Raw genomic sequence first — 25,644 nt, forward strand, 5'->3', positions numbered from 1 at the left:
CTGGCTTACCGCCTGCCCGCGGGTTGCTTTCCGCCCGCAGCTTGATTACCCTTAAGCAAATGCTGCTGTATTTACACGGACGATTATGGCCAAACGCAAACACCCCCATCGCAAACATCGCTTGCTGGTAAGCGCCAATCCGGTATTGGCAGTCGAGACCGAACTCCCGGCCGAAGCCACGCCTGCCTGCATCCATAAAATCTGTTACAACGCAGATCACCTGGAGTCAAAACAGCTGACCATGCAGGATATTGCCCATTGGCAGGCACCCCCGGGACATACCGCCTGGATTAACGTACACGGCGTGCTGGATATCCCGTTATTGCAGGCAGTGGCCAAGCGTTTCAAGCTGCACCCGCTGGTGCTGGACGATATTTTAAATACCGAACAACGCCCGAAACTGGACAGCTATCCCGATTACCTGTTCCTGGAAACACGCCTGTTTTACTATGATGCTGACAACATGAGCGTCAGCTCCGAACAAATCAGCATGGCATTAGGACGTGAGTGGTTACTTACATTCCAGGAGCGGCCATCCGGTAGTTTCGAACCAGTGCGTGAGCGCCTGCGTCAAGGTCAGGCGCTCATCCGCCAAAGTGGTGCTGACTACCTGTGTTATGCCTTGCTGGACAGTTTGATGGAACGTTATTTCCAGGTGCTGGAAGCGATCAATGATGATGCAGAACAGCTGGAAACGCATTTACTGGACCGACCCAGCCCGGAAGATTTGCAGAATATTCACCGGCTCAAACATGTGAGCATCCAGTTACGCCGCGCAGTATGGCCATTGCGCGAAGTGTTGAACAGCCTGATTCGTAACGAGCACGGTTTTTTCAGCCCGCAAACATTGCCCTATTTACGCGACCTGTACGACCATACCGTGCATTTCACGGAATCGCTGGAAGCTATCCGCGATATGCTGAGTGGTTTACTGGATATCTATATGACCAGCCTGAGCCAGCGCGTGAACCTGGAAGTACGTGCACTGACGGTGGTGGCCATGCTGTTTATGCCAGCCACGCTGATTGCCGGGATATTCGGCATGAATTTCAGTGAAATGCCGTGGACTCATGATCCATACGGCTTCTGGTGGGCAGTGCTGATCATGCTGGGCATTGCCCTTATCATGCTGCTGATGTTCTGGCGCAGGCAATGGCTGAGTAGCCGCCACTGACCGACAAATTCTGTTACGCGGTTGCCGGTAACTGTTTAATCACATCCAGTAGCTCAAAATACAGCGTCATATAGTCACGGGCGCCCTGGCTGGCGGCATCATATTCAAAGATATGCTGCCCTATGCGCGCACTTTCGGTAAAGGCAGCCTGTTCCGATATCTTGGTCAGCAATACCTCATGGCCGAACAGGCGGCGCATCTCCTGCTCTACCTCGCTCGTCATTTCCTTGCGTTTGTCAGCACGCGTCAGCAAATAACGCCGTGCAATCCTGCGTTTCAGCACCGGTTCGAGCGCATTGAGGGCTTTGCCCACTTTAGCAGCCGAATGAATAGATAAATAATCTGCCGACACCGGCACCAGCACCAGGTCGCTGGCGAACATGGCGCTCAGTGAGATGACGCCTATACCGGGAATACAATCCATGAATACGGTATTGTCAGGCTGTACCAGGCCCCATTGCGCCAGCCCGTCGCCCAGCCGCTTCAGGGTCGCGGGTCCACGGCCAAACTCGGTATCCACTTTCATGAGCTCTTTAGTGGCGGGAATGAGTTGCAAGCCATTACGCAAGGGCTGCACCAGGTCGACCAGAGGGATTCCTGCCTGGTAAAACTTGAACAAATGTTGCTGCATCTCCAGACCGACATGCTTGTAGATTTCGGTCAGTTGGGCTTGCGGATCCATATCGATTAACGCCACAGGCTGGCGCTTGCGCTGCCAGGCGGCCGCCAGGTTTAGCGCCGTCGTGGTCGAGCCTACGCCCGCCTTCTGATTAAAAATGGCTATTTTCAACATGAGTCAATACGTTCAGGATTCGCTGTGCACACCGGATTGAGCCAATGGCATGGTCACCATCATAAACGATGTTGTGGCCGGAAACTACCCCGGCAGCTGCGAGCGCGAGAAACCAGTAGGCAAAAAGAAACCCGCTAAGGCGGGTTAAAAGGGGGTTTGGATCAGGAGGAAATCAATGCTAGTCGTTGAAAAATCAACCTAGCCATCAAACAAAACATTGTGTGTTTCGTTCAAAGATGTTGCCAGTATAGAGGGGAGTTATTGCAGTAATTTGACCGAGCTGTAACTGAATTGTAAAAGTCAAAATTTAATTGTTATTAAATTGTAACCACTTCAGAAAAGCTGCAGGTGCTGACCGTTTAAGGTAAACGGTGAAGGGTGCGGGTATGTTAGCAGGATTCAGCCTGCCAGCATACCCGGGGAAGATAGCTTGCGATAAACGGGACTAGCTGAAAAAGTCACGCGCCTTGTCTACCCAGCTTTTATTTTTGGGGCTGTGTTTACCGGCATCGGCCTGCGTGCTGCTTTCAAACTCACGCAATAGTTCTTTCTGCTTTTCTGTCAGGCGTACCGGTGTTTCAACCACCACGTGCACCATCAAGTCGCCATGCTCGCTGGAGCGCAGCGGCTTGATACCCTTGCCACGCAGGCGGAACACGCTACCCGTTTGGGTTTCAGCCGGGATTTTCATTTTGGCCGCACCATCCAGGGTAGGCACCTCAATCTCCCCGCCCAGGGCTGCAGTACTGAAGCTGATCGGCATTTCACAATGCAGGTTGCCGCCATCGCGCTGGAAAATCGCGTGCTCTTTTAGGTGCACGACGACATACAGATCCCCCGTTGGGCCACCGTTGACCCCGGCCTCGCCTTCACCACTCAAGCGGATGCGGTCACCTTCATCCACGCCGGCCGGGATTTTGACATTCAGGGTTTTGTTCTGCTTGATACGGCCGCCACCATGGCAGGTCGGGCATGGCTCTTTCACCATCTTGCCGGTACCGTGACATTTCGGGCAGGTTTGCTGTACAGAGAAAAAGCCCTGTTGCATACGCACCTGGCCGTGACCATTACAAGTGGTGCAGGTGACAGGGGATGTGCCCGGGCGTGCCCCCGACCCATGGCAGGTTTCGCAGGTCGACTGCACCGGAATGCGAATCTTGGTTTCCGTGCCTCTGGCGGCATCTTCCAGCGAGATTTCGAGGTTATAGCGCAAGTCAGCGCCGCGATAGACATTCGAACGCTGGCTGCGGCCACCACCACCGAAAATATCACCGAAGATATCCCCAAACGCATCACTGAAATTACCCGCGTTAAAGCCGCCGAAACCATTGCCGCCACCCATGCTTGGGTCAACGCCGGCGTGGCCATACTGATCGTAAGCGGCACGTTTTTGCTCATCACTGAGGATTTCGTACGCCTCTTTGGCCTCCTTGAAGCTTTCTTCCGCTTTGGGGTTATCCGGGTTGCGGTCAGGATGGTATTTCATCGCCAGTTTTTTAAAGGATTTTTTAATTTCCTCATCACTGGCGTCGCGGTTCACTCCCAACACTTCGTAATAATCTTTTTTTGCAGCTGCCATAGTTATTCCGTTTAATGCACCTGTGTCATAAAGACAAACACACCCGCGATCAGCGTAGTGTGTTTGCCGGCATAATTGGAAAAAGAGCGGGCATCTCCTGCCCGCCGTTTTCTAGCTTAGTCCTTCTTCACTTCTTCAAACTCGGCATCGACCACATCGCCTTCCACCGTTTTTTCACCATCAGCCTGGGCGCTTTCGGTATTGGCCTCTGCCTGTTGCTCGGCGTAGACTTTTTCACCCAGTTTCTGGGAAGCTTCCATCACGGCATTGGTTTTGGCTTCGATCACTTCTTTATCGTCGCCATCCTTGGCCACCGCTTCCAGCTCTTTAATGGCTTCCTCGATCCTGGCTTTCTCATCCGCGTCGATCTTGTCGCCATGCTCAGCCAGCGATTTCTTCACGCTGTGCAACACGCTGTCCGCCTGGTTACGCGCATCTACCAGTTCACGCAGTTTCTTGTCTTCGTCAGCATATTTAGCCGCATCTTCTTCCATGCGCTGAATTTCTTCTTCAGACAAACCTGAGTTGGCCTTGATGGTGATTTTGTTTTCCTTGCCAGTCGCCTTGTCTTTGGCAGATACGTGCAGAATACCATTGGCATCGATGTCAAACGTCACTTCAATCTGTGGCATGCCACGTGGTGCCGGTGGAATATCACTCAGGTTAAACTGGCCCAGGCTCTTGTTGCCAGATGCCATTTCACGCTCGCCTTGCAACACGTGGATAGTCACGGCGTTCTGGTTATCGTCCGCAGTCGAAAACACTTGCGAAGCCTTGGTCGGGATCGTGGTGTTCTTCTTGATCAGCTTGGTCATCACGCTGCCCAGCGTCTCGATACCCAGGGACAATGGAGTCACATCCAGCAGCAACACGTCTTTCACGTCACCCTTCAATACGCCACCCTGGATCGCAGCACCTACGGCAACCGCTTCGTCCGGGTTCACGTCTTTACGTGGGTCCTTGCCGAAGATCTCTTTCACTTTCTCCTGTACTTTTGGCATACGGCTCTGGCCACCGACCAGGATCACGTCGGAGATGTCAGAAGGAGACACGCCAGCATCTTTCAATGCGGTTTTGCAAGGCGTGATCGTGCGTTCGATCAGGTCTTCTACCAGGGACTCCAGTTTGGCACGGGTAATTTTCACCACCAAGTGCTTGGGACCGGTCGCATCTGCCGTGATGTATGGCAGGTTGACTTCAGTCTGCTGGGCACCGGACAACTCGATCTTGGCTTTTTCAGCGGCTTCTTTCAGGCGCTGTTTTGCCAGCAAGTCATTGCGCAGGTCCAGCCCATTTTCTTTCTTGAACTCATCTGCCAGGAAATCAATGATGCGGTTATCGAAGTCTTCACCACCGAGGAAGGTGTCACCGTTGGTAGACAACACTTCGAACTGGTGCTCGCCGTCGATTTCGGTAATTTCGATAATGGAAATATCGAAGGTACCACCACCCAGGTCATATACCGCAATCTTGCGGTCACCTTCCTGTTTGTCCAAACCGAACGCCAACGCTGCAGCAGTAGGCTCGTTAATGATACGCTTCACTTCCAAGCCCGCGATACGGCCTGCATCTTTAGTTGCCTGACGCTGGCTGTCGTTAAAGTAGGCAGGCACGGTAATCACCGCTTCAGTCACTTCTTCACCGAGGTAATCTTCGGCGGTTTTCTTCATCTTGCGCAATACTTCGGCAGAGATTTGTGGGGGGGCCTGTTTCTTGTCGCGCACTTCCACCCATGCATCGCCGTTGTCCGCTTTGGTAATGGTGTAAGGCATCAGGTCGATGTCTTTTTGCACTTCTTTTTCGTCAAAACGACGACCAATCAGGCGCTTCACCGCAAACAAAGTATTTTTCGGGTTGGTCACTGCCTGGCGTTTGGCCGGCGCACCCACCAGAATTTCGCCATCTTCCTGATAAGCGATGATAGAAGGGGTGGTACGTGCACCCTCCGCGTTTTCAATCACGCGAGGTTTGCCGCCTTCCATCACGGCCACGCAGGAGTTGGTAGTACCCAAGTCAATACCAATGATTTTTGCCATATTATTCAATCCTTAAATTCGTTGATCTCAATACCGATGTTCTAATAATTGGGATACCTGAACAGATTTCAAGCCCCTATTTCAAATGTGGTTACAGATTATTTTGCCTGGATGACAGTGACCAGGGCAGGACGCAACACGCGCTCATTCAGGCTGTAACCTTTTTGCAGCACGCTCAACACCGTATTCGGCTCGCCTTCGGCCGGCACCATGCTGATGGCCTGGTGCTTGTTAGGGTCAAACTTGTCACCGATCGGGTTGATTTCAGCGATATTGAATTTCTCGAACACACTCAGCAACTGTTTCGCGGTCAACTCCACGCCATTCTTGTAACTGGTCACATCCGCGTTTTCCACCGCCAATGCTGCGTCCAGGCTATCTTTCACGGCCAGCAATTCACCGGTGAACTTTTCCAGCGCAAATTTACGTGCCTTATCAATATCTTCAGTCGCGCGACGGCGAATGTTCTCGCCTTCCGCTTTCACATACAGCACTTGCGCCTTGGCTTCTTCCAGCGCAGCTTCCAGCTCGGTGATACGCGCCTCATGGCCATCTGCTGTTTGCGCCGGGTTTGCCTCACTGGCCACTGGTTCGTTTGGCATTTCATCTATAGATGTTTGCGGTTCTTGCATGCTATTCCCCTATGAATTCAACACTTTTCATTTCACGATTACATCAACATGGGGATGACCCTACTGATTTCAAGGGCAAAGAAGCGATTTGTGACAAATTACACGCTACGAAATAGCATGCGGGGCGACTTTACTCACTGCCGCCAGGACTGCCGAAACCTCCGGCACTTGCTGCTTACCGCCCAAATTGATCGCCGCAGCAAAACGCCCGCCAGCCACGCCGGTCAGCCCGGGATCGGTATCGGTATACAACGCCACCACCGGGATATCCAGCGCGGCGGCCAGATGCGAAAGCCCGGTATCGACGCCAACCGCAAACCGCGCTTGCGGCATGATTTTGGCTAACTGTTGCAGGTGTAATTTGGGCAATACCTGCGCTTGCGGCACCTGCAGCGCAATGCGTTCGGCCCGTACCTGTTCTGCTGCCGAAGCCCATGGCAACAGCATGGCCAGGCCCTGTTGCGCATAATGCTGGCCTAATGCTACCCAGTGATGTTCCGGCCACAGTTTGCTGTCACGGCTGGTAGCGTGCAATGCCATCCAGCACCGGGAGGGTAGCTGCAAGGTTTCAGACACGACGGCCGCTATCCGCTGGCCGCCCTGTAAACCGTAATCCGGTGAATCCTGCGAGATGGCATACCCCAGGCTGAGCGCCGCCAGGGTGCGCATGCGGATCACCGCATGCTGGCGGTAAGTAATCGCATAGCAGTGGTGGTAAAAACGGCTGGCCAGCGGCTCGCGGATGGAATGTTTGTCATAGCCATGACGGGGGCCATGTGCCCAGGTCGCCATCACTGCACTTTTGACCAGCCCCTGCAAATCCAGCACGGCATCATAAGCCTGCCGTGCCACCGCCCGCTTCACGGCGAAAATTTCGCGCCAGGTCTGGCAGCGCCACCACTGTTTGCGCCAGCGGCGGGCTGCGACTGTAAACACCTGCTGGACGCGTGGATGCAGGCGGGGAATATCGGCAAAACTTTCCTCTACCAGCCAGTCGATCTGCACAGCGGGAAAATGGTGCAGAATGTCCTCAACAACAGGCAGGGCGTGAATCACGTCGCCCATGGAGGTGGTTTTGACTATCAGGATGCGTTTCATGGGCGCTATTTTCGCATACAATGCCATCGCATGAAGTTTGCCTTTTTGATATTCAAATATTTTCCATTTGGTGGCATGCAGCGTGATATGTTGCGTACCGCCCAGCAACTGGCCAGGCATGGCCACGAAGTTGAAGTGTTTGCCATGTCCTGGCAGGGAGAAACACCGCCAGGCATTCGGGTGCACCTGCTGCCACAACGTGGCTGGCTAAATTACCAGCGCTATCAAAAGTTTATTGATGCGGCCTTTGCGCACATGCGCCAGCACCCATTTGATTATGTCGTCGGCTACAACCGCATGGCTGGGCTGGATGCACATTTTGCGGCAGACCCTTGTTTTATTGAGCGTGCGCATAAACAACGTAATTTCTGGTATCGCTTGCTGCCGCGCTTCAAGTGGTTCGCCTCTTGCGAACAAGTGATTTTCTCAGCCGAATCCAGGACGGAGATCCTGATGGTCGCCCTCACGGAGAAGCCCGTTTTTCAACACTGGTATGGCACGCAGGATACACGGTTTCATTACATTCCCCCCTTCCTGTCTGCCGAGCGCTTCCAGTCTCAGGATCGTACCGGCATGCGCGCTTACCTGCGACAGGCATTCCAGTTCGGGGCGGATGATTTTGTTTATATGCTCACCGGCTCGGGATTTCACATGAAAGGGCTGGATCGCGCGATTATCGCGCTGGCAGCCCTTCCGCCCGACATATTGGCGAATACCCGCATAATCGCGGTGGGGCAGGATAATCCGCATGATTTTGAAAAACTGGCAGCAAAGCTGGGGGTGACGGATCATGTTATCATCTCCAAAGGTCGCACAGATATTCCGCAATTAATGCAGGGTGCAGATATCTGCATACACCCGGCACGCCGCGAAAATACCGGCCTGGTCATCCTGGAAGGCATGGCCTGTGGCACGCCCATGCTGGTGACCGACACCTGTGGTTATGCCCATTATGTGGATGAAGCCAATGCCGGCATTGTCTGCCACTCCCCGTATGACCAGGCACAATTCAATGTCTTGTTCCAAACCATGCGCCTCAATGACGCCGCTGCAAATGCGGAGTGGGGGAAAAACGGATGGCAAAAGGCACAGCAACTGATGCAGGAAAACGACGGGAGTGCGGAAGCCAAGATATTGATTCGCCTGGCCCGGCAGAAAAAAGCCCGCATCGCCCAAACCGCCTAAGGTAGCGGGTGATCTGCGGGTGTTTGTATTTTATTCTGGTGGTCGGCCAGGCATAAACGGCACTCTACGCAATTTATCTGCCGCGGCTTTGCCTGCCTCGCTACGCTTCAGGGCATACGTCCTGGCCTGCGCCAGCAATGCGGCCGAAGGGAGTTGCGGGTTATCCGGCAAGGCAGACAAGGCTTCAAAGCTCTGCGCGTAAGGGGTAGCCACCTGCGCATCCATTTGCGCAGCCAGCTCATCAAAGCTGGCACTGCCTTCACGGCCTGCCAGCATAATCTGCTGCCAGTTGCGCTGGGCCTGCTGATCCACCAGATGCAGTCGCTGTACTTGTTGCTGGATGGCCAATTCGTCATGCCAGCGATATTTGGGCACCGGTAAATGGGTCAGCAATACAAACAGCGCTATCAACCATGTAAGCCCAGCCGCCCACTGCGTCGCCACGAATGGTTTACCGGACAAATTAACTGCCGGGAACAGCAGTAGCGCCATGACCATGCCTGTCACAAAGCCACCGATATGCGCGGAGTTATCAATCCCAGGCACCATATAGCCCATCAGGATCGTCAGGGCAGAAAACAGCAGCGCGCCCCAGAATAACCAGCGAAATGCCTGGGTATGCATGCGATGCCGGTCAAACCAGACATACACCAGCAACGCACCATAGATCCCGAAAATAGCGCCGGATGCCCCCCCAGACACGGCCTGGTTACCTTGTATCACCAGCGACAACAAATTGCCGGACACACCACTGACCAGGTAAATAAGCAGGAAACGCAAGGCGCCAAACATGCGCTCCACCAGTTTGCCACCATCCCATAACGCCAGCATATTCATACCCAGATGCAAGATGCCAAAATGCAGGAACATGGCCGAACCTAGTCGCCACCACTGGCCATCCGCAGTTGCCGGGGCGAAGTTGGCACCCCAGGCCAGTTGCACGATATTCGACGAATGCCAGAAACCAGCCCCATTCCACCACATGACCACGAACACCAGTACATTCAATGCGATTAACCCTTTAGTGACGGGTGGCACGGTTGCGCGCAAGAGGTTGCGGTTGGGTGGTGATGACGACATCTAGGTCAGTGGCTCCTGAAAAGGCAGCTCCAGTAATGGAGGCTGCTGCAAACCGGCAATCAGGGTCTGCAGGTTTTCCTGTGGGTGTGACATCTGCGGATCCATACTGTTCGCCACCCAGCCACAACAATTTATGTCTCGTTGCCTGAGCGCTTCGGCGGTCAGCAAGGCATGATTAATGCAACCCAGCCGCATGCCGACGACCACCAGCGCTGGCAGATTCAGTGCCTGGATCAAATCGGCGATGGTTTGCTGCCGGCTGTTCAACGGCACCAGCAAGCCGCCGGCGCCTTCCACAATCACGACATCGGCCATCGCAGCCAGTTGCGCATAAGCCGTCTGGATCACATCCAGTTCAATTTCTATACCGGCTTGCGCTGCTGCGATATGCGGCGCAATGGCTGGTTCGAAACAATAGGGGTTAATCAGTTCAGGCGGCGCCGACACATTGGAAGCTGCGGTCAATTGCCGTACATCATCATTCTGCCAGCGGCCAGCCAGCCATTCACAACCCGATGCGACCGGTTTCATGCCAATCACGGTCAACCCCTGTGCCACCAGTTGCTGCATCAGGCGTACGGTCACCGTGGTTTTGCCAACCCCGGTATCGGTGCCGGTCACAAAAAAATGTCGTGGCAGCGTGCGCATAGGTTACCGCTGGCTGTCCTTGCGCGGCATAAACTGTACCGGACTGGTACCCGGTGCCGTATAAGGCTGGCTGCCGGTCCAGGCATGTACAAACACCACTTCATAGGTCGCCGGCAATTTACCGTCATGGCGGAACGTCTCATAACCTTGCCGCAACTGCTGCAAAAACCCTTTTCCACTCAAGCCCTTGGCGCGTCCGACTGTCGCATTATGCGCGCCGATAGCTTTAAGGTCGCGCATCACTGATTCCACCGACTCGTAGGTCAGCGTATAGTGCATCACATCCAGCACGGGCGCACTGAAACCGGCACGCGTCAACGCATCGCCAATATCATGCATATCAATAAACCGGCTGACATGGGTATGCCCGGCGCCAGAGGCGGCACGCAACTCCCGAAGCGTATCCGGCCCCAGGGTAGCAAACATCAGCAAACCGTTGGGACGTAATACGCGACGGAACTCTTGCAAGGCAGCATCCAGGTCATTACACCACTGCATGGCCAGGTTGGACCACACCATATCGACACTGGCGGTCGCCAGGGGCAGCGACTCAATATCGGCACAGACAAAACGTGGGCTGGCCTGCCAGAATTTATAGCGAGGGAATAAGGTACGGCTGCGCACCAGCATGCCTTCGGCAATATCCAGCGCGATACCCTGTGCCTGTTTGAAGTGCTTGAGCAAGGCGCTCAATCCGTGTCCGGTGCCACAACCGGCATCCAGAATCACCTCCGGATCCAGTTTGACGACATCGAGCCGACTGAGCATTTCTTCACGGACCTGGCGCTGCAAAATGGCGGCCGCATCATACTGTTTGGCGGCGCGATGAAACGACTGCCGCATGCGCGACTTGTCGATCTGGTACTCATCCTGCATCTAGTTCTCCGCAGGCCCGGCGCTTGCCTCATCGGCCATGAACGCGTCCACTGCTTCGCAGAACGCATCAGCATGCGACAGGAACGGCGCATGCGCCGCACCGGCAATCACGCGCAGCTGCGCACGCTGCAAATGCAGCGACAACCAGTGTGCTGCAGATACTGGTGCCAGCGTATCGCGGTCACCGTGAATCAGCAGGGTTGGCTGGAACAAGCGGCCGGCTTCTTCACGCAAATCGGTCTGCAACAGGATATCCAGCGCCTGGTTCAGATTCTCTTGCGTTGGCGTCGGCTTGGCCGCAAATGCCGTGCGTAACTGGCGCACGGTACTGCGTGCATCCTTGGCATGCATGCACTGCAAGGTGAGGAAGTTCAGCAAAGTGGCAGTGAAATCCTGCTCGAAGCGCTGATTGAACTGTTCGAAATGCCGCGCAGCAATCCCGTGTGGCCAACCAGGCTTGCTGACAAAACAAGGATTGGTTCCCACCAGAATCAGTTTTTCCACACGGTCCGGCTGGTTAAGGGCAATCTGCTGCGCCACCAGGCCACCCAGTGACCAGCCCAGTATTGTAGACACACCGGGAATTTCTTCCGCCACCGCTTCAGCCACGCTGTGCAAGTGGTAGGGGTAAATGGCCCGGCTTTGGCCCATGCCGGGTAAATCGACCAGGAACAAACGATAGTTGGCTGACAGGCGCTTGACCACGCGCTCCCAGACAGCACTATTCATCCCCCAGCCATGCAGCATGACTAATGGCTTGCCCTGCCCCATGATTTCGATAAAGCAACTCATGCCTGCGTCCCAGCCGGAATTTCGCGTTCTGCCGCGTGTAATGCCGCAATCAATGCCCGTACGTCCGCCTCGCTATGCGCAGCCGACAGTGAAATACGCAACCGTGAGGTATTCGCAGGCACGGTGGGCGGGCGGATGGCAGGCACCAGGATGCCATGTTTTTGCAGGTATTGGCTCAATGCCAGTGCTTCATGATTATCGCCCACGATCAATGGCTGAATGGCAGTCTCAGAAGGGAGCAAATGCCAGCGTGTCAGTGACAGCTCACTTTTAAGCAAGGCAATCATGTCAAACAATTGCTTTCTTCGTGCATCGCCGTGTTCGATTTCCTTTACCGAGGCCAGCAATGCTGCCGACAGCGGCGGTGGTGCTGGCGTGGTATAGATATAGCTATTGGCGTACTGGATCAGGTAGTCCACCACAATTTTTTCACCTGCGACAAAGGCCCCGGCCACGCCCGCCGCCTTGCCCAGCGTCCCCATCATGATCAGGCGTGGTGACTGCAAGCCCAGGTGCTTGAGCGAACCGCGGCCTTGCGGGCCCAGCACGCCAAAACCATGCGCGTCATCCACATAAAGATAGGCATCATAGCGTTCGCAGAGTTCCAGGTAAGCGGCCAGTGGCGCAATATCGCCATCCATGCTGAACACGGCATCGGCGGTCACCAGTTTATGGCGCGCCGTGCTGGCTTGCAGTAATTTTTCCAGCGTCGCCACATCATTGTGCGGAAAACGATGATGCGTGGCACGTGACAGGAATGCACCATCATTGAGGCAGGCATGGTTAAGCTTATCGGAAAACACGGCATCGTCACGGCCCATCAAGGCACTGATGACGCCAATATTGGCCATATAGCCAGTGGAGAACAGCAAGGCCGCCGGTTTGCCAACAAAAGCGGCCAGCGCCTGCTCCAGTTGGTCGTGATAACGGTGATGGCCAGTAATCAGGTTGGAGGCACCACTGCCAACGCCAGCTTCTGCCGCAGCCGCTTGCAGCGCGGCCACCAGCGCACCATCATTGGCCAGACCCAGATAGTCATTACTGCAAAACGATAAAAACGCCTGGCCATTGGCGGTAATATGCTCTGCCTGCGGCGAATCCAGCAAACGGCGCTGGCGCATCAGGCCCAGTGCTTGCCGCTTCTCCAGGTCGGCCTGCAAATAATCCAGCAAACCGCTCATCAGATTTTCTTCAGGCCCAGTTTGGCAAACAGCTTATTATCGTCTTCGGCTTCAGGATTACCGGTGGTCAGCAATTTTTCACCGTAGAAAATACTGTTGGCCCCAGCCAGGAAGCATAGTGCCTGCACGGCTTCACCCATGCTCTGACGGCCTGCAGACAACCGCACAAAACTGTCAGGCATGGTGATACGTGCTGCGGCAATCGTACGCACAAACTCGAGCGGATCCAGCGGATCAGTACCATGCAATGGCGTACCTTCCACTTGGGTCAGCAGGTTGATAGGCACGCTCTCAGGCGGTTGTTCCATATTGGCCAGTTGCGCCAGCAAACCGGCACGCTGGGCACGGTTCTCACCCATGCCGATAATGCCGCCGGAGCAGACATTGATATCCACGCTACGTACGCGATCCAGAGTATCCAGACGGTCCTGATAAGTACGGGTGCTGATCACATCACCGTAATATTCAGGGGCTGTATCCAGATTATGATTGTAATAATCCAGGCCCGCGTCTTTTAACTGCTCTGCCTGACCATCTTTCAACATACCCAAAGTGGCACAGGTTTGCAGACCCATGGCTTTGACTTCAGAAATCATCTTCAGCACAGGCTCAAGATCACGCTGTTTCGGGCCGCGCCAGGCTGCACCCATACAGAAGCGACTCGCGCCGCTTTCTTTGGCTGCCCTGGCTGCTGCAACCACATCATCAAGCTTCATCAATGGCTCGTTTTCCACCTCGGTGTGATAGCGCGCCGCTTGCGGACAATAGCCGCAATCTTCGGAACAGCCGCCGGTTTTAATCGACAGCAAGGTACTGACCTGCACCGCATTCGGGTCAAAGTGCTCGCGATGGACCAGCTGCGCCCTATGCAACAGGTCATTGAATGGCAGCTCAAACAATGCCATGATATCGTCCACCTTCCAGCGTTCAACCGTGCGGTGATCGCAGCTGGCCGAGGCTTTCAGGCCATCAATATTAATCACGGAAGTATGAAGTTCGCTATTGCAAGCGCTAGAAGAAGTTTGCTGTTCCATAGTATTAAAGATGAATAATAATTGGGCTGAATTATAGGTTGTTTACCTGTTCACGTGAAAAAATTTTACAACAGATTAAAATTTAATCACTCGAATCCATTGCCATGGTTGCGGCACTGGCTGACCATGAACGCGCCCTGCTGTTTGTGCAACGCCCCTGCCACCCGCCATACACGTTCCATCACGCAAGGGCCGCTCTGTACGGCTTGTGCAACTGCCCTGCCCTGGTACGCATCGCCACGCTGCCCGCAATGCGCACTCCCCACCTTGCATCACGCCACTTGCGGCATCTGCCTGCAACATCCACCAGCGTTTGATCGCACGCTGGCAATTTTCCGTTATGCCTATCCGCTGGACCATCTGCTGCATCAGTTCAAGTATCATCAGCACCTGGCCATAGGAAAATGGCTGGCGGAATCCATGCTGTCATCGCTGCCACCACAACTCACGCAGATGCGGCCGGATATCCTGCTCGCCATGCCCATGCATGCCCATCGCCTGCGGCAGCGCGGGTTTAATCATGCGCTGGAACTGGCAAGGCACTTGCAGCAAACGCTGGGCATTCCGCTGGATATTGACGGCTGCACCCGCATCGTGGATACACCCTCCCAAACAGGGATGGATATGAAAACCAGGATTCGCAATTTGCGCGGTGCGTTTGCCTCCCCCACACAGTGGCAAGGAAAACATGTCATGGTAGTCGATGATGTGATGACGACAGGTGCCAGCATGCACGCCGTCAGCCAAGTGCTGAAACAGGCGGGCGCTGGCCGCGTGACGGCACTGGTATTTGCCAGGACGTTAAAAGATACAGAGGATTGAAACCAGGGAAGAACCAGGTCGCCGGGAAGTACTGGCGTTGATTTTACTCGTTGCGTGATTGCGGTGTACCACCCAACTGGCGGATACGCTGGCTGACAAACTCGGCCATACGCTCACTCAACGCCAGGCTCTGAACCAGTTGCAATTGCTGCAACGCCTGCGCATTCTGCCCGCTGGCCTGTAAGGAAAGCGCATAAGCCACCATGGTTTGTGCCTGGCCGGGGCGTAAAGTGATTGCCCGCTCAAAATACGGCAGTGCTGCCTGGTACTGGCCCAGTTGCTGGCTGGCCATAGCCAGCATCCACTGGCTTTCCGCATCTTGCATCAACGCGTTTGCGACGGGTTTCAATGTGGCCAGTACGGCCTCCGGCTGGCCATGCGACAACTGCCATTTGGCCAGTGACCTGGCAAGCTCCACCTGTTCCGGGTAACGTTTGATCCCCGTTTGCAACACGGAAACCGCTTCCGCGTCCTGTTTTCCCTCAAACAGATAGGCAGCCAGCAACTGGCGCGCATTCTCAGAAGACGGAGACAGTTCCAGTGCCTGGCGCAATGTAGACAATGCTTCGTTCATGCGCCCCTTCTGCTCATGGTCAACCGCCCGTTGAATCAGCACATTGGCTTCCTGGTCCGGGCGTAACTGCTTGTTGACAACACCTCTGGCTTCGGGCGCGGAAGATGCAACATTTTCTTTGTTTTTCACCAGCGCAGTCGCGTCTGCCGGCGGTTCAATGACAGATAGCACCGTCGCCGGATTACCGCCTTCGGCAGGCTTGATGGAAAACTCCCCTTCAACCTGGGGCAAGGTCGCTGCTTTGGCCGAAGGGCGGCGTGTCGCAGGTTCAGGCGCGATCTTATCCTGTTGTTTGCCGGCAGGTTCGGCGCGCGTATTCTGCCACTCGCTAAACAAGGTGCGGGTCAGTTGTGGCTGGGCATCCAATGGTTGATGCCCGAGCGTAGCCGGCGGCGGGATTTCTACTGTGGGCGGTAATGCTTTCACTGGCGCAGGCACTGTGCGGGCCACGGGCTGATGCGTTGGCGTGGCAGGTTTTCCGGAAAGATAAACAGACCATTCAGGCCAGTCAGACTTGATCCAGAGTGCCAGCCCCAGTATCAGCATGCCCCACAATAGAGGCTTCAACCAGCTAGAGGAAGCGGATTCAGGATGGTACAAGACCGGCTTAACCTGTGCGCCGGCCCAGCCATCGGCAGCGCTACCGCCCTGGCGTGCTTCCACATCCTTCAATACCTGGTTAATCAAACTCACGCTGTTCCCCCATGCTTCTAGCGGCCAAATCCTGCCAACGCACCATGCAGCGTCAACCACCATTTAAATCCATGCCCCAGCCAGCGGTGCTGTGCCTTCACACTGGCCTGTGTATCCAGAATCGCTGCTTTGACATCCTCCATAGACACGCCCTGCTGCCCTCGGCCAAAAGCGGACAATAGTGATTTATGCGCCAGGATATTCAGCAACCGGGGAATCCCGTTCGCATAGCGATAGAGCAGGCGCATGCTGGCAGGCGTGAAAATCATGCCGCCCTGGTAGCCGGCCACGTGCATGCGATGGTTCAGGTAAAACCCCAACTCGGACCACTGCAACCCCTTCAACTGGTACTCAAAACTGATGCGCTGGCGCAACTGGCGGATGGAAGGATGATTGATGCGCTCTTCCAGTTCGGGCTGGCCGAAAATCACCACCTGGATCAATTTTCGCTTTTCAGTTTCCAGGTTGCTGAGCAAACGCAAGGCTTCCAGCGTCTCCAGCGGCATGGCCTGCACTTCGTCCAGGCAGACCACCACGTGCTGACCTTCCTCAGCATAGGTAAGCAGTTTGCGATGCAAGGCATCGATCATATCGTGATGCGTAAAATCCGGTTTGAACGCCACGCCAAACTCGGTGGCCAGTGTCATCAGCAACGCATGCGGATCAAGATAGGGATTGGGAATAAACGCCACTTTGCAGCCAGGCTCCAGTGCCTTCAGCAACCGGCGGCACAACAGGGTTTTACCGGTGCCGACTTCGCCGGTAATCTTGACAAAGCCTTCTCCTGACCGAATCGCAACCAGCAGTGTATTCAGTGCTTCCTGCAAACTGCGTGTTGCATAATAAAAGCTGGTATCCGGCGTAATGGTGAAGGGATACTCTTTCAGGCCAAAGTGCTGCAAATACATGCCAGCTCCTAGAAGTTATCTTCCTTCAGTTTTTCTATGCGCTCCTGGCTATCCAGCATATCCTGCGCCCAGTTATCGCCACTGCGTACTACGGTTGATTTCAGCAGGATCACCAGTTCCTTTTTCTTACTGATTTCATCTTTCTGGCGGAACAAATTCCCCAGGAACTTTACATCGCCCAGGCCAGGCACCTTGGTGCGCTCATTACTGACCTCTTCCGACATCAGGCCGCCAATCGCAATCACGCTACCGTCCCTGGTACGTACAATGCTGTCGGTTTCGTTAATGTTGGAAGACGCAGTAGGAATGGTATACGTTCCGCCATTGGCGCTAGACAGGGTCACCGTCCTGTTGACCTGTGTCACCTCACTGACGAAGGGGTGGACATGCAGGATAATGTTGTCATTTTTATCAATCTGCGGCGTCACATCCAGGGAAATCCCCGAGAAATAGGGCTGCAACTGGATATCCGGCGTCACAATTGCCCCGCCCGTGGTAGTGGTTACGTTGGTTTTTACGTTAGTCACGTAAAAAGCATCATTACCGACTTTAAGGACCGCTTTCTGGTTATTGATCGTCGCAATCCTGGGGCTGGAAAGCACTTCCACATTGCCTTGCGTTTCCAGGAAATTCAGTAGTGCCGAGAAATTGCCTCCCTGCACCGCAATTGCAAATGCCGAGCCACCCAGTGAGATCGGGGAACTATTGTCCAGGAAACCGGGCGCGGAACTGGAAATCGTACCGTTCGTGATAGGGCCTGTCGTCCCCAGTGAAGTATTGCCGTTGACATTACCAAAGGTCACATCCCGTGCGCCTTTTCTCAAAAAGGACCAGTTGATCCCTGCCTGCGATTCCCTGTTCAACTCCACTTTCAGAATTTTTGCTTCCAGGATCACCTGGCGATCCACGGTCACCTGCATCAGGCTTAAAAACCTTTCAACCTGGCGGATTTCTTTAGGCATGGCTTTCACCATAATCAACCCCGACTGGGCGTTAATCACCACTTTACGTCCGTTCTCCTCGCCGATCAGGCCACTCAGGGAGCCGGCAATTTCATCCCAGAAATCATTATTGGTACGCATACTCACATCTGAGGCATACACTTGCAGGTTGGATGCACCCGAGGTGCCCGCCGTGCCAGTGCCCGTTGCCGCGCCCGTACCAGTCATGGCCGCAGCCTGGCCTGCAACGCCCGCCGCACCACCGGCACCCGAACCACTGGCCGTACCGGAGGTCACGCGTGTCGCGGAAGTACCCCGGCGCGCGCCGGTAATGTAGTTCACCTGAAACACCCGTGTCTGCAAGGTTTGCGGCTCGACAAAAATCTGTTTGCCATTCATTTTGTATTCATAGCCGTACAAATCACGCAAGGCATTGAGCGCCTCAAACAGCGTCACATCCTTCAAATTAATGGAAATATCGCCTTTCAGTTCTGAGCTCAGTGCAATGCTGTAGGGGCTGCCAGACACAATGCCCATCAATACCTGTGCCGCAGGGGCTTTGTTTACCACCAGGTCGAACCTTGGTTCTACACGTTTGGCCAGTGATTTTGGTGGCTCAATTTTCAGCGGCTCGAATAGCTCTTCGGTGATTTCCTTGGGTGGTGGCATGGTCTGCCCTTTTGCCTGGGCGGCGGCTTTTGCCAACTCATCCTGCATTTTAGGATTAATGGATACATTGCTTGGCGCAAACGGATTGCTTGTACATCCCGCCAATCCGGCACTGATGATGATCCAACCCAACGTATTCACAAAAGTTTTCATAACAGTCTCTCTATTTGTTTTAATCTTGAGGCCGCACACCACACAGCCTGCAAGTATTGCTTACCTTATTTCTTTGCTTTGCCAGCAGGCCTGGCCGTTTTCATTTTCGTTTTTGTCGTTGTCTTGACTGGCGGCTTAGGCTCCACGAGATAACTGGATAACCCCAGGCCAACAACTTTCTTTTCGCCTGCCTTGCTGACAAATACCGCTTGCTGGTTCTTAATCGAGGCCAGCCTGAATCCGCTGTAACTCTCCCCGACCTGTACCATCTGGCCGTTCACCACGGCAAATCCGCCTTGGCCATTCTGCTGGATAGCGCTCAGCTCCCACGGTTTTTCCGCTTGTGCTTGCGCATTGGGTAAATACTCCATCACAGCGGCCGGTGGTTTGGTTGGGTCTACCATCCCGGCAAACACATTGGCCTGTGCCAGCCATCCTATCAACAGGGCTTTCATCAATATGCGCATGCTAGATCCCCAACCATGCATTTTCGCCACTCAGGGTATACACCTGAACGGTCAACTCGCTGTCCGGGTATTCGGCTTTCAGCTCTGCGTTTTCCCAGGCAACACGCTGGCCTATCGCTTTCAATGACTGTGCATAATCCATCAATGCGAAGTATTTGCCTTTCAGTTTGACTTTGACTGCATGCTGGTAAACATGCGGCACGTTCTGCCAGGCATCCGTCGCTGCAGCGTCTGTATTTCCGGCTGGAGCTGGTGCGGTTTGCGCCTGAATCAGTTTTCTTTGCTTCTCGATAAAATCAGCCACAGGTAAAGACTGCATTTCCATCACTTGTACATCACTATGTTGCTGCAACAGTTTTTTCAGCAATAACACCATTTCCTGCGGTGGCACCATATAAGCCGAAATGCTGACCAGGTCAGCACCCTGGCTGGCGATTTTCTGGTTTACTTCATCAATCTCGCGCTGAAACCCATTGGTCGCCGGTTGCGGAGCGGCCTGGCTGGCCAGCGTTGTCATTTGCTCGGTCATCGCTGCGGTATCGTTCTGCAACTTGACGATTTCCTGTTGCGTATTGGCGAGCTGTACGCGTTGCGGTTCCAGCAAAAAAGTATCCATCAAGCCGACCACGGCAAACAGGCCAGCGCCGAAAATCATCCAGCGCTCCCGCTTCGAGAGCGCCAACCATTTGCCGTTCAGGATGTGTAACTGTTCAAATCGCATCAGCATTATGCTTTCTATTGTTTCCTTGCCCGTTATGGTGACTTCGCCTTGGGCTGTTGCACCGTTTGACGTACAAAATCATCCCAGCTGACTGTATTCCCCAGTTTATTTTTATCGCTGGCTTCCCGGCCTTTGACATCAAAAGCGTAGACTTTCAAATCATCCGCTACCGTAGAGGTGGATGTCGGCGCGCTTGCAGGCGCAGGAACCGGCGCAGGCGTTGCAGGGGACGTGATTTCAGCAGCCTCTTTCCCGGCAGCAGGTGCTGCCGCCGCAATGGTGGCGGGAGGAGCGCTTGCTGCCACATCAGCCACGGGCGGCGCCTGTGGTTTATGCAACTCCACCTGCTTGAACTGCAAGCCGGAGAATTGCGTGCCTTCGAACACTTTTTGCGCTGATAACAAATCCAGGTACAAGGGAATATCTTCCGTCTGCAAGGCCTGGCCTGACAGGGACACATGCTGCATAGCTGGCTCGATTTTAAAGCCGGTCAACCATAAGCCTGGCTGTTGCTGCCCGGCCAGCGCGCGCATGTAATCAATCAAGTGCCAGGCATTTTCGGAAATGGATTGCTGGAAAATCGCCAGGATCTGCGACTGCATGTCAAACCTGGCTTTCAACTTTTTCAATTCGGCTTCCAGCTTGCTGTTATCCACCGGCACCAGCCGTTGCGAAAACTCATCTACTTTTTTCTGCATGACAGCAGACTGCGCAAGCGCCTGGGTGCGTTGCGCCTGCAATTGCGCGTTCTCTGCAGTCAGGCCGCTATAAAAATACACCATTGCGGCCACTGCCAGCGCATACGCACCGGCTACAAATGATAAAGTGAACCAGTCTTTGGACTTGACCAGCCCGGGTTCAAATAAATTAACCTGCTGGCTCATGCCGCTTCCTCCTGGCGCAACGCAGCGCCCAGGGCTGGCAACAGCATGGCTTGTGTTTCCAGGCTGGAGAAATCCTGGTTTGCCGGCAAGTCTACAATCTCTTCCAGGTTAAAGACTTCTACCGGCACGTAAAGGCTGGTACTCAATCCGTTTACCAGGTAATCGCGGTTCGCCACGGGTGCCACCAGCAGGCGGTTCAGGCTCAGGTAAGGGAACTGGCGGTCGAAACTGTCCAATGAACGCTGTAATTCCAGCACCAGCTTGTCAAAATTGCTCTTGAACAATTCACCGCGATCGTTGAGGAAATCCCGGTCCAGCTCAATCAAGCGCGCATGGTACAACTCGCCTTTGGCAGTAAAAGTCAACAGGCACCCTTTGGGCAGCATGCTCAGCATCACCAGGGCACGATCCTCCGCTTCCAGCAACCGGGCGATATTGCGCTGTACCAGCGCATACACATCAATAGATTTCAGGTTAAAACCGGCTTCGACAATCTGGTTGCCAATCTGCGACACCACTGCTTTTCTGGCACAAATGGCCAACATGGCCGGCTGGCGGTTGGCATAGGCAGAATCTACCGGCACATTAATCCCATCTACCACGGCTTGCTCAACCGAGTAATCCAGCAAGTCTTTCACCTTCCAGCGCAATGCCTGCTTGATCTCGGATTCAGGCATGGTGGGCTTGTCAATCTGCAACACATTGTACTGATCAACGTTCAGCACCACATTGCACGGCACGGTTTTCAGGTCGTTTTTTGTCACAAAATGCCGCAGTGTGGACGAAGCCTGCAATGGCACCTGTTGAACAGCGGCAAATGAAACCACGGGTTTAGCGCCATCCGGGCCGGACGTCAAAGCGACCGTACTGACATGCATGTCGGTGAAGCTGACCCCCACTTGCTGCTTGTTCTTTTGTCGTTTAAACCAACTCAGCGGCATTCATTTACTCTCTAAAATAATTTTTTATTTAAAATCAAAGAACAACAATGGTATTTTAAAGTTTAATCGCAAAACATTGTTACACAAAAATGATGTGTGGCATGACAATTGATGCTTCAGTACACCAGTCTTTTAATATTTGTGGCGTAATTACAAAATATGTCACCCGGGACACTTTCGCTAACTAATAGCAACTTTAGTGCCTGCGCGATCACTTCAATCCAGTGATCAAAATAATAAAACCACCTGATTTAGGTGGTTTTATGGGAACTTAGAAGTTTTCCCGCATGTAAATGACCGGGGCCTTGTAGATGCCGAACGAAGCCCGTCCTAATGGATCCGTTCCCCCCAGCCATGATAGATCACCACTGGCCGCATCCGACTGGCTGCTGCTGAGGCAGGTTTTTTCACCTCCCACGGCGGTGCCCAGGTTGACTTCCAGGTCGACACTGCCGGTATTGGGTTTGCCATCCGACCCGATTTTAGGCGCGCTTAGCAGCACACCCAGTTTGCCAGCGTGTACCGCCGGATTGCCACTGAGTACCGTTTCACACGCATTTAAATTGCCTTTGTAGTTTTTCATGACAATGGTTTGCAATGGAACTACCGTGCAGCTGTCATCTACATTCCGTTTATAGGCATTCAATGTGCCATCCCAGTACTGCGCCTCCATCTGCACGGGCAATGGGAGCAGCTCCGAACCATGGGCCGGTACAATCGCCAGCCGGCCATAGCGATACTGCACATCGGAAGCAACATTTTTCGCGTTGGAGGTAATGGTTTTGCCGCTATCCGTTTCCTGCGGCTGTGCAGTAATACTGATAGTCTGGTTGCCGATCTGCGCCGCCGGACGGGAAATCCGGTAACCGGCCACGACTGCCGCCTCGCCATTGCTCCAGGTACCACTGACTGCTGGCGTCACGGCACTGGCACTAAATACGGCCCCGCCAGCGAGCGCGGGCGTAACTGCAAAGTGGAAATCCGGCCAGCTGGCGAGGTCAAACCTGGCATAATCAAGCGCCGGATCCGCAACATCCGTATAGTTTTTGGTCACAGCTGTCAGCGAGTTGTCATTGTCATCAGTGGTATTGCGCGCCTGAAGCTTGAACTTGGCTGTCAGCCCGGGCTTGGAGGTACTGACACTGTCCTGTCCATAATAAACAAAGGTATCGCAGCCTTTGGTCACAGTATCCGGTACGACCCGGAAGGCCACTGGAATAAAGCGGCCAAAATAATTACTCTCGCTCAGGTTACCGATTTTGCAGCCATATTTTTTCGGCGTAGCACCGCCACCGTCAGTATTGAAAGCATTGGTGTTATCACAATCCCCATTCGTACTATCAACAAAGGTGAACGTGTCATCATAAATGCCTTGCGGCTTGAATTTGAAATGCCCGACTTCACTATACTGGAAACTATCACCAGCGCTCACACCTGAGGTGGCCGTAGCAAAAGTGCCACTCACAGTCCCCACCGCAGGCGCATTCGGATGCGCCTGCAACTGGTTGTTATTAATCATGGGCGTGCCGTTATAACCGGATTCTCCGGTAGATACCGTCAGATTGAAATTATCAGTACGTGTCCTGAACACCGGCGTCACGGTGGCAGAAGGCGTGGCGGCAGGCGCTGTTTGAAATGCATTCAATGTCGTCTGCGCAGAGTTCGAGGTCACAGTAAATGCCGTCGGACGCACGGAAAAGTTATCCGTTGAACAACCGTTTTTATTCAGGCTGGTATCGGTTACCTTGCACCTCAGGCGAGGGTAGGCTTTGGGAATATCGGAGTCACTGAACGAAACCGTTTTTTTACCGGCATCGGTCGAAATAAAGGACACCGTTTTACTTGCCACGGTCGTTGCCCCGCAACCACCATTATCATTCACCAGTTCGACCGTCACATTATTGCCTACATAGCCGGTAGCCTTGATGCCTGCGGTCAGCAGTGCATATACGTCAAGACTGAAGCCCTTGCCAGCGAGTTTGGTATAAATAGGATTACGTGCACCGGCATTGGTACTCAGGTTTGTATAACCTACCCCGCTTTCCAGGCACTCAAACGTAGTCAGGCAAGGTGTATTGCTAAAGGTAAAACTGCAGTTTTGTGAGTTGGTCGCGGTATTCCAGCACTTCACGCCATTCAAAGGTGCCTTGCTTAAGCTGGTGGCACCAAGGGTATACGTGGCACCGGTACTCGCCTGCAATGTAGCCGTTGCGATAGGGCCGGCAGATCCGCCCACTTCAAATCCCCCTGGTGAAACCGTCACCGTAGAGGTTCCAGGCGACAAGGCCAGATTACCGGTCAACGAACCGGTGCTGATCATGCTATCGTCCGGGCAAGGCACCGTAGAGGAGGTACACGCCAGCACCTGCATATCCACCGGACACAACGTTGCAGTGCCGGGGTGGCGAATTTCAATGTGGTCATAGTTAGGGACAAAAGTGGAACCGACCACAAAATCATAACTGAAGATATAAGTCCCTGGTGCCGTAAAATCATATTCAATGGCAGCCCCGGTATCAATATAAGTGGTGCTAATACTGTCACTAAGACTGGTGCTCTTGGCAATGGCGCAGGCATTACCGGTTGAGTTGCTCCAGAATGAAGACCACAAGCCGACACAATAATGATTAAACGTGCCAGTGCGCTCCCTGAAAGACTCAATGACATCCAGGTTGGCAGGCAAGGAGCTACTCGAAGGGCAACTCCCGGAAGACAAAGGGTATGTCCCCACGACCTGCTTGCCATTCGTATCAATATAACGCACACCACAACCGTTATCACTACCTCCCAGATAGGTATCAACAGCATGATAGTAGCGAACAGGGTTATTGGCACTCACCGCATAACCAGACGGAATTACCAGCGTAACCTCTGCGGTCACATAATCCAGGGGATAAATATACTTCCAGACCACACTCACCTGCGGGCCCGAACTACCTACGCGAAAAGCCGAAGTAGTAGACTGTACAACGCCTTGTGAAGGTGTCGCCGGCACAACGGTAGAAACAGTGCGATTGCTGTAAGTAGTTGGTGTCAGATTGCTTGGAAACCCAAAATGATCTGGACCATATATGCCACCATTTGCACGCAAATAGATACCGTTATCAAGCAGGGTATTACTTGGAACGGCAGTCGGACTATAAAGCTGGCCGGTATTATTCAAACGGCGTACCTGGATTTGCGTCGTATCTTCAATGTAAATACGCAAACCATTGGTAACGCTGGAACCCCCTCCCGAGTTCAACTGCACAATATCGGCAAGAAGGGGGCTTGAATACAGTATCCCCAGCATTCCTACCGACAATAATTTTCTAATGAATCCGTACACTACGCATTCCTTGCTAGTTACACTCTTCACCGGCGGGGTCATTATAAATGCACCGGCTTAGCGTCACTGTCATCTTTCTCTCTATGTAATCCTGCGCGCCCGCCACACCGACCGAAGCGGTTGAGGTAATGGTGTAAATGCCGATATCCTGGGTGTTTCCCTGATCTTGCGTCATGGTCCGATTGCACGTCAGCGCGATATTGAAACCATTGATGGTAAATGGCGCTGGCGCTGCCGGACAGGCCTGCATATTGGCAGGCGTTAACACTTGGTAAGCTGCCCATTCCACCCCGGCGCGCGCAGCCAGGTAAGCCTGTGCGCCCTGCACATCCTGGATCGTGCCCATATGTGCCAGCAATGCCAGGCGCATGGCATAACCCACCAGTGCGGACAATATCACCAGCAGGAATATTGCCATAGGCAACATAAAACCTT

The 25,644-nt window shown here is 53.8% G+C and carries 23 protein-coding genes; 3 read left to right on the forward strand and 20 right to left on the reverse strand.

Annotated features, from left to right (window positions below; translation table 11 throughout):
* Positions 1-85 precede the first annotated feature (85 nt).
* The gene (gene corA, locus BLP53_RS12615; protein WP_091472675.1) at positions 86-1,174 is read left to right on the forward strand and encodes a magnesium/cobalt transporter CorA; all 1,089 of its coding nucleotides are present in this window, start codon (positions 86-88) and stop codon (positions 1,172-1,174) included.
* Positions 1,175-1,187: 13 nt separating this feature from the next.
* Here corA and BLP53_RS12620 read toward each other — a convergent pair whose 3' ends face one another.
* From BLP53_RS12620 to waaC, 5 genes are all read right to left on the reverse strand, one after another.
* Positions 1,188-1,967: a ParA family protein gene (locus tag BLP53_RS12620; RefSeq protein WP_091472677.1), complete on the reverse strand. Its 780-nt coding sequence runs from the start codon at positions 1,965-1,967 to the stop codon at positions 1,188-1,190.
* Between the two features lie 445 nt (positions 1,968-2,412).
* Positions 2,413-3,546, reverse strand: a complete 1,134-nt coding sequence (gene dnaJ, locus BLP53_RS12625; protein WP_091472679.1) for a molecular chaperone DnaJ — start codon at positions 3,544-3,546, stop codon at positions 2,413-2,415.
* 116 nt (positions 3,547-3,662) lie between these two features.
* Positions 3,663-5,582, reverse strand: coding sequence for a molecular chaperone DnaK (gene dnaK / locus BLP53_RS12630; RefSeq protein WP_091472680.1), 1,920 nt, complete (start codon positions 5,580-5,582; stop codon positions 3,663-3,665).
* A 98-nt stretch (positions 5,583-5,680) separates the two neighbouring features.
* On the reverse strand, positions 5,681-6,214 hold the full coding sequence (grpE, locus tag BLP53_RS12635) for a nucleotide exchange factor GrpE (RefSeq protein WP_176755297.1): 534 nt from the start codon (positions 6,212-6,214) through the stop codon (positions 5,681-5,683).
* 105 nt (positions 6,215-6,319) lie between these two features.
* The gene (waaC, locus tag BLP53_RS12640) at positions 6,320-7,339 is read right to left on the reverse strand and encodes a lipopolysaccharide heptosyltransferase I (RefSeq protein ID WP_091472683.1); all 1,020 of its coding nucleotides are present in this window, start codon (positions 7,337-7,339) and stop codon (positions 6,320-6,322) included.
* A gap of 60 nt (positions 7,340-7,399) precedes the next feature.
* Here waaC and BLP53_RS12645 point away from each other — a divergent pair, with 60 nt between their 5' ends.
* Positions 7,400-8,497 carry a glycosyltransferase family 4 protein gene (locus BLP53_RS12645; protein ID WP_245652846.1) on the forward strand — a complete coding sequence of 366 codons (1,098 nt, stop codon included), beginning with the start codon at positions 7,400-7,402 and terminating at the stop codon, positions 8,495-8,497.
* A gap of 30 nt (positions 8,498-8,527) precedes the next feature.
* Here the strand turns inward: BLP53_RS12645 and BLP53_RS12650 are convergent, their stop codons facing one another.
* From BLP53_RS12650 to bioB, 6 genes are read right to left on the reverse strand one after another with little or no spacing between them, the layout of a single operon-like run.
* On the reverse strand, positions 8,528-9,577 hold the full coding sequence (locus BLP53_RS12650) for a rhomboid family intramembrane serine protease (RefSeq protein ID WP_091472687.1): 1,050 nt from the start codon (positions 9,575-9,577) through the stop codon (positions 8,528-8,530).
* On the reverse strand, positions 9,578-10,225 hold the full coding sequence (gene bioD / locus BLP53_RS12655; protein WP_091472689.1) for a dethiobiotin synthase: 648 nt from the start codon (positions 10,223-10,225) through the stop codon (positions 9,578-9,580). It abuts the gene before it with no gap.
* Positions 10,226-10,228: 3 nt separating this feature from the next.
* Entirely contained in the window at positions 10,229-11,101 is an 873-nt protein-coding gene (bioC, locus tag BLP53_RS12660; protein WP_091472692.1) for a malonyl-ACP O-methyltransferase BioC, read from the reverse strand.
* Positions 11,102-11,893: a pimeloyl-ACP methyl ester esterase BioH gene (gene bioH / locus BLP53_RS12665; RefSeq protein WP_091472694.1), complete on the reverse strand. Its 792-nt coding sequence runs from the start codon at positions 11,891-11,893 to the stop codon at positions 11,102-11,104.
* On the reverse strand, positions 11,890-13,074 hold the full coding sequence (bioF, locus tag BLP53_RS12670) for an 8-amino-7-oxononanoate synthase (protein ID WP_091472696.1): 1,185 nt from the start codon (positions 13,072-13,074) through the stop codon (positions 11,890-11,892). Before bioF ends, bioH begins: the two co-directional genes overlap by 4 nt.
* Positions 13,074-14,108: a biotin synthase BioB gene (bioB, locus tag BLP53_RS12675; protein ID WP_091472700.1), complete on the reverse strand. Its 1,035-nt coding sequence runs from the start codon at positions 14,106-14,108 to the stop codon at positions 13,074-13,076. Before bioB ends, bioF begins: the two co-directional genes overlap by 1 nt.
* A 126-nt stretch (positions 14,109-14,234) precedes the next feature.
* Between bioB and BLP53_RS12680 the strand changes: the two genes are divergently transcribed.
* A complete protein-coding gene (locus BLP53_RS12680) occupies positions 14,235-14,930 on the forward strand; it encodes a ComFC family protein (RefSeq protein ID WP_091472702.1) in 696 nt (231 codons plus the stop codon).
* A gap of 43 nt (positions 14,931-14,973) precedes the next feature.
* Here the strand turns inward: BLP53_RS12680 and BLP53_RS12685 are convergent, their stop codons facing one another.
* The 9 genes from BLP53_RS12685 to BLP53_RS12725 all read right to left on the reverse strand — a co-directional run bounded on the left by BLP53_RS12685 (position 14,974) and on the right by BLP53_RS12725 (position 25,627).
* Positions 14,974-16,197, reverse strand: a complete 1,224-nt coding sequence (locus BLP53_RS12685; RefSeq protein ID WP_091472703.1) for a tetratricopeptide repeat protein — start codon at positions 16,195-16,197, stop codon at positions 14,974-14,976.
* A gap of 17 nt (positions 16,198-16,214) precedes the next feature.
* Positions 16,215-17,105 (reverse strand): ExeA family protein, encoded by an 891-nt coding sequence (locus BLP53_RS12690; protein ID WP_091472705.1) that lies wholly within the window; start codon positions 17,103-17,105, stop codon positions 16,215-16,217.
* Between the two features lie 8 nt (positions 17,106-17,113).
* Positions 17,114-18,868 (reverse strand): pilus (MSHA type) biogenesis protein MshL, encoded by a 1,755-nt coding sequence (mshL, locus tag BLP53_RS12695; RefSeq protein WP_091472708.1) that lies wholly within the window; start codon positions 18,866-18,868, stop codon positions 17,114-17,116.
* A 65-nt stretch (positions 18,869-18,933) separates the two neighbouring features.
* Positions 18,934-19,335 (reverse strand): hypothetical protein, encoded by a 402-nt coding sequence (locus BLP53_RS12700; protein WP_245652848.1) that lies wholly within the window; start codon positions 19,333-19,335, stop codon positions 18,934-18,936.
* A gap of 1 nt (position 19,336) precedes the next feature.
* Positions 19,337-20,062: a type II secretion system protein GspM gene (gene gspM / locus BLP53_RS12705; protein ID WP_245652850.1), complete on the reverse strand. Its 726-nt coding sequence runs from the start codon at positions 20,060-20,062 to the stop codon at positions 19,337-19,339.
* A 26-nt stretch (positions 20,063-20,088) separates the two neighbouring features.
* Positions 20,089-20,940: a PilN domain-containing protein gene (locus BLP53_RS12710; protein ID WP_091472710.1), complete on the reverse strand. Its 852-nt coding sequence runs from the start codon at positions 20,938-20,940 to the stop codon at positions 20,089-20,091.
* Positions 20,937-21,881, reverse strand: coding sequence for a hypothetical protein (locus tag BLP53_RS12715; RefSeq protein ID WP_245652851.1), 945 nt, complete (start codon positions 21,879-21,881; stop codon positions 20,937-20,939). The genes BLP53_RS12710 and BLP53_RS12715 overlap by 4 nt, the downstream gene beginning before the upstream one ends.
* A 271-nt stretch (positions 21,882-22,152) precedes the next feature.
* The gene (locus BLP53_RS13830) at positions 22,153-25,209 is read right to left on the reverse strand and encodes a DUF6701 domain-containing protein (protein ID WP_245652853.1); all 3,057 of its coding nucleotides are present in this window, start codon (positions 25,207-25,209) and stop codon (positions 22,153-22,155) included.
* Between the two features lie 13 nt (positions 25,210-25,222).
* Entirely contained in the window at positions 25,223-25,627 is a 405-nt protein-coding gene (locus BLP53_RS12725) for a hypothetical protein (protein WP_245652855.1), read from the reverse strand.
* Positions 25,628-25,644 lie beyond the last annotated feature (17 nt).

This window comes from Methylophilus rhizosphaerae, from assembly GCF_900100975.1.
In the GTDB taxonomy this organism is placed as follows: domain Bacteria; phylum Pseudomonadota; class Gammaproteobacteria; order Burkholderiales; family Methylophilaceae; genus Methylophilus; species Methylophilus rhizosphaerae.